Source organism: Acetatifactor sp., from assembly GCF_982438285.1.
The window spans coordinates 1-4,051 of the sequence record NZ_CEWDFQ010000283.1 but is presented as its reverse complement, the minus strand read 5'-3'; the positions used below and the strand labels follow the sequence as shown (position 1 = coordinate 4,051).

3 protein-coding genes are annotated in these 4,051 nt (G+C 50.3%); all 3 read left to right on the top strand.

All coding sequences use genetic code 11. The features are described 5' to 3' along the window. Positions 1-6 precede the first annotated feature (6 nt). The 3 genes from AC1WIP_RS12465 to AC1WIP_RS12455 all read left to right on the top strand — a co-directional run bounded on the left by AC1WIP_RS12465 (position 7) and on the right by AC1WIP_RS12455 (position 3,813). Complete coding sequence (locus tag AC1WIP_RS12465) at positions 7-1,218, top strand: homoserine dehydrogenase (RefSeq protein ID WP_481142131.1); 1,212 nt, start codon at positions 7-9, stop codon at positions 1,216-1,218. Positions 1,219-1,228: 10 nt separating this feature from the next. Beyond that, entirely contained in the window at positions 1,229-2,431 is a 1,203-nt protein-coding gene (locus AC1WIP_RS12460; RefSeq protein ID WP_481142130.1) for a cofactor-independent phosphoglycerate mutase, read from the top strand. A 62-nt stretch (positions 2,432-2,493) separates the two neighbouring features. Beyond that, a complete protein-coding gene (locus tag AC1WIP_RS12455; RefSeq protein ID WP_481142129.1) occupies positions 2,494-3,813 on the top strand; it encodes an aspartate kinase in 1,320 nt (439 codons plus the stop codon). Positions 3,814-4,051: the final 238 nt, after the last annotated feature.

The following is a 4,051-nucleotide window of genomic DNA, read 5'->3' as shown; positions in this document are numbered from 1 at the left end:
GAATTTATGATAAATATAGCAGTACTGGGCTACGGCACGGTGGGAAGCGGTGTCGTGGAGGTGATCGAGAAGAACAAGGAGATGGTAAATAAAAAGGCCGCTCAGGAATTGGATATTAAGTATATTCTGGATCTGAGAGATTTTCCCAATGATCCGTACGGCCATAAGGTGATTCATGATTTCAATCAGATTCTGGAGGACGATACGGTGACCATCGTCTGTGAGACCATGGGCGGCACAGGAGCGGCATATGAGTTTACAAAGCAGGCGCTGGAGAGAGGAAAAAGCGTCTGCACCTCCAACAAGGAGCTTGTGGCCAAGCACGGCCCGGAGCTTCTCTCCATAGCAAAGGCCCACAGCTGCAATTATCTGTTTGAGGCAAGCGTAGGGGGCGGCATTCCCATCATAAGGCCCTTAAATTATTCCCTCACAGCAGAAAAAATAGAGGCCATCACCGGTATCTTGAATGGCACCACCAATTACATTTTGAGTAAAATGGAAAGAGAGGGCGCCGATTTTGAGGAGGTGCTTGGGCGGGCACAGGAAAAAGGCTATGCGGAGCGCAATCCAGAGGCTGATGTGGAGGGATATGACGCCTGCAGGAAAATCGCAATTCTCTCCTCTCTGATGCTGGGAAAGAACGTGGACAGCGAGAAGATATATACGGAGGGAATCACAAAAATTTCCGCAGCGGACTTTGCATATGCTAAGGCGGCGGGAAAGACCATCAAGCTTCTGGCAAGGAGCAAGACTGTTTCTGAGGATGAGGTGCTTGCAATGGTGGCGCCCTTTATGATCGATAAGGAGCATCCACTGTCCATGGTAAACGGTGTGTTTAACGCTGTGTTTGTCACCGGCAACATGCTGGGGGATTCCATGTATTACGGAAAGGGAGCTGGCAAGCTGCCCACCGCCAGCGCAGTGGTTTCAGATGTAATTGACTGTGCAAGGCATCCGGGCAGAGTGATTATGTGCTTCTGGGAACAGGAAAACGTCCGCCTTGCGGATGTTTCCCAGGAGGAGAGGAGCTTCTTTATCAGGGCGAGAGCCGGTTTCCAGAAGGAAATCGAAGAGGCGTTCCCCGGGGGAAGGCTGCTTTGTCTGGAAGGGAGAGAGCAGGACTTCGGCTATTTTACCCCCGTGATGCAGGAGAGGGACTTCACCGGAAAATATGAGGCCCTGGCGGACAGGGTGCTTGGCAGAATCAGACTGCTCTAGGAGGAAAATTATGAAATATATTGTGGTGCTGGGCGACGGCATGGCTGATGAGCCCATAGAGGAGCTGGGGGGAAAGACGCCTCTGGCCTATGCGAAAACCCCCAATATGGACCGATTGAGCAGGCTTTCGGAGATCGGCATGGTACATACCATTCCGGACGGCATGAAGCCGGGCTCCGACACGGCCAATCTTTCCGTATTGGGATATGATCCCAAAATCTATTACTCCGGGCGTTCGCCCCTTGAGGCGCTGAGCATCGGCGTGCCCATGGAGGATACGGACATTGCCCTTCGCTGTAATATTGTGACCCTTTCCGAGGAGGAAGGCCCCTTTGAAAAAAGGGTTATTATCGACCACAGCGCTTCGGAAATCAGCACAGAGGAATGCAGCGTGCTGCTTGAGGCGGCAGCCAGGCAGCTGGGGAATGACATCTACCGTTTTTATGTGGGAACAAGCTACAGGCACTGCCTGATCTGGAAGCAGGGGCAGGTGGTGGAGCTGACTCCGCCCCATGATGTGCTGGGACAGGTGATTGGAGCGTATCTGCCCCAGGATAAGGCCCTTCGGGAAATGATGGAGAAAAGCTATGATATCCTGGTGAACCACCCAATCAACATAGAGCGGAAGAAAAAGGGCTTAAACCCGGCAAACTGCTGCTGGTTCTGGGGCGCTGGAACCAAACCCATGCTTTCCTCCTTTCAGAAAAAGACTGGTAAGAGAGGGATGATGGTCTCTGCGGTAGACCTGTTAAAGGGGATTGCTGTGGGAGCAGGCATGGGCGTTGCTTTGGTGGAAGGAGCTAACGGCGGCCTTCATACAAACTATGCCGGAAAGGTGGAGGCGGCGGTAAAGGCTCTCACACAGGAGGGCTATGATTTTGCTTACATTCATGTGGAAGCCCCCGACGAGATGGGACATCAGGGAAGCGTGGAGCGAAAGGTTTTGGCTATCGAATACCTGGATGAGCAGGTGGTGGGCCCTGTTGTGGAAAAAATGGAGGCGGCCGGGGAGGATTTTCGCCTGCTTCTGCTTCCAGATCATCCTACGCCTATCCGGCTGCGCACACATACGGCAGAGGATGTGCCCTATATGCTGTACGACAGCACAAAGCCCGAACGCCATGACTGGGATTATAATGAAGAGGAAGGCTTAAAGAGCGGGAATCGGATTGCAGAGGGACATCTGCTTATGGATGATTTCTTAGGTCTTTGAAAAGATGAGGAAGATAGCTTGGAAAGCTGAGAATATCAAGAGATAACGAGGAGTAAATGAAAATGGCAAAGGTAGTAAAATTCGGCGGAAGCTCCCTGGCGAGCGCAGAACAGTTTCAGAAGGCAGGCAGCATTATCCGGGCGGACCAGGAGCGGAGATATGTGGTTCCCTCCGCGCCCGGCAAACGGTTTGACAAGGATGTGAAGGTGACGGATATGCTTTACGCCTGCTATGATCTGGCTTCTTCGGGGAAGGAATTTAAGGAGCAGCTGTGGGCCATCGAGGCCAGATATCAGGAGATTATAGAGGGCCTTGGGCTTACCCTTTCCCTGAAGGAAGAATTTGAGGCCATTGAAGGGAATTTCAGCGCCGGGGCGGGCAGCAACTATGCGGCTTCCAGGGGAGAATACTTAAACGGCATCATTATGGCGGATTATTTGGGCTATGAATTCATAGATGCGGCGGAAGTGATCTTTTTTAAGGAAAATGGGGAATTTGACGCGGATACTACCAACAAAGTCCTTTCTGAAAGACTGGCGGGCGTTGAGCGGGCGGGGATTCCCGGATTTTACGGCTCCATGCCGGACGGCAGGGGGAAAACCTTTTCCAGGGGAGGCTCGGACATCACCGGCTCCATCGTGGCGAAGGCGGTAAAGGCCGACGCCTATGAAAACTGGACAGATGTGTCTGGCTTTCTTGTGGCTGACCCCAGAATCATTGAAAATCCTCAGGCCATCGAGGTGATTACCTATAGGGAGCTTCGAGAGCTTGCCTATATGGGAGCTACTGTGCTTCACGAGGAGGCCATTTTCCCGGTGCGTCAGGAAGGAATTCCCATCAATATACGAAACACCAATGCGCCTGAGGATGAAGGCACCTGGATTGTGGAGAGCACCTGTCAGAAATCCAGATATGTGATAACGGGCATCGCCGGAAAGAAGGGCTTTTGCTCCATCAATATTGAAAAGGACATGATGAATTCCGAAATTGGATTCGGGAGAAAGGTACTGCAGATATTTGAAGAAAACGGCATTTCCTTTGAACATGTTCCCTCAGGCATCGATACGCTGACGGTGTTTGTGCATCAGGATGAATTTGTAGATAAGGAGCAGAAGGTGGTAGCCGGACTGCACAGAGTGGTAAACCCGGATTCCATTGAAATTGAATCCGACCTTGCGCTGATTGCAGTGGTGGGGAGGGGAATGAAATCCACCAGAGGAACTGCGGGAAGAATTTTTTCCGCCCTGGCCCACAGCAATGTAAACGTGAAGATGATTGATCAGGGCTCCTCGGAGCTGAACATTATCATCGGTGTGGATAACAAAGATTTTGAAACTGCCATCAAAGCAATTTATGATATCTTTGTAACCACCAGGCTGTAGGGAAAGCCTCATTTTTAATTTGCAGGTATATGCTCTAAGTAACTTTTGGATCATGGTTTCTGCCATGGTTTATAAAGCAGTTGCTTAGAGCATTTTCTGTAAATAGAGAAAGAGCATTCCAGGGAGATAAAAACAGAAAATATTGGGAAAACTGTCGAAAAATGTAAATGAACAAATACAAAATGCGAATAATGAAAAAATATATTTGGATTCCCTTTTTAGTTGTCTGCACTTTATT

Bases quoted from the DNA above. Each gene is read 5' to 3' on its own strand.
- AC1WIP_RS12465 (WP_481142131.1), top strand. From the start codon at position 7: ATGATAAATATAGCAGTACTGGGCTACGGCACGGTGGGAAGCGGTGTC.
- AC1WIP_RS12460 (WP_481142130.1), top strand. From the start codon at position 1,229: ATGAAATATATTGTGGTGCTGGGCGACGGCATGGCTGATGAGCCCATA.
- AC1WIP_RS12455 (WP_481142129.1), top strand. From the start codon at position 2,494: ATGGCAAAGGTAGTAAAATTCGGCGGAAGCTCCCTGGCGAGCGCAGAA.